This window comes from Mesorhizobium sp. M7D.F.Ca.US.004.01.2.1 (assembly GCF_003997785.1).
Taxonomy (GTDB): domain Bacteria; phylum Pseudomonadota; class Alphaproteobacteria; order Rhizobiales; family Rhizobiaceae; genus Mesorhizobium; species Mesorhizobium loti.
In genome coordinates this window covers 1-680 of record NZ_RZRQ01000735.1, presented here as the reverse complement: position 1 = coordinate 680, position 680 = coordinate 1, and the positions used below count along the sequence as shown (strand labels likewise).

The window sequence follows — 680 nt, the reverse complement described above, 5'->3', positions numbered from 1 at the left end:
TCGACAGCGTTCCCGTCAGCCGGTTGATCCTGGCGACGCCGCCGATGTCTCGATCGCCGGCGGCGTCGCCAGGATCAACCGGCTGACGGGAACGCTGTCGACGCGCGGCAGCCTGTCGGCCAGCGGCACGGTCGGGATCAACCCGGCGCAGGGTTTCCCGGCCGACCTGTCGATCAAGCTGGTCGACGGCCGCTATACGGACGGAAGGGTGGTGACCGCCAATCTCGGCGGCGACCTGACGATCAAGGGACCGCTGACATCCGCACCTGTCATTGCCGGCACCGTCAACCTTGCCAAGACCGTGATCACCGTTCCAGATAAATTGCCTGGCTCGCTGGCGGCGCTCGACGTCAAGCACAAGAACGCGCCAGGCGCGGTCAAGGCGCAGGACAAGGCACTGCGGCCGCCGACGACCAGCGGCAAGGGCGGCGGCACCGGCCTCGCGCTTGATGTCACGGTCAACGCGCCGAACCAGATCTTCATCCAGGGCAGGGGCGTCGATGCCGAACTCGGCGGCTCGCTCAAGCTGACCGGCCCGGCCTCGTCGCCGCAAGCGGTCGGCACCTTCACCCTGCAGCGCGGACGGCTGTCGATCCTCGGCAAGCGGCTGACCTTCACCGAAGGCACGGTCGGCTTCTCCGGCTCGCTGGTGCCCTATCTCAACCTGACGGCAACCACGA

At 67.8% G+C, this 680-nt stretch carries 1 protein-coding gene; it reads left to right on the top strand.

All coding sequences use genetic code 11. The annotated features are described in order from the left end of the window. Window positions 1-680: translocation/assembly module TamB domain-containing protein (locus tag EN993_RS36520; protein ID WP_206532499.1), on the top strand; the 680-nt coding region annotated here is incomplete at both ends.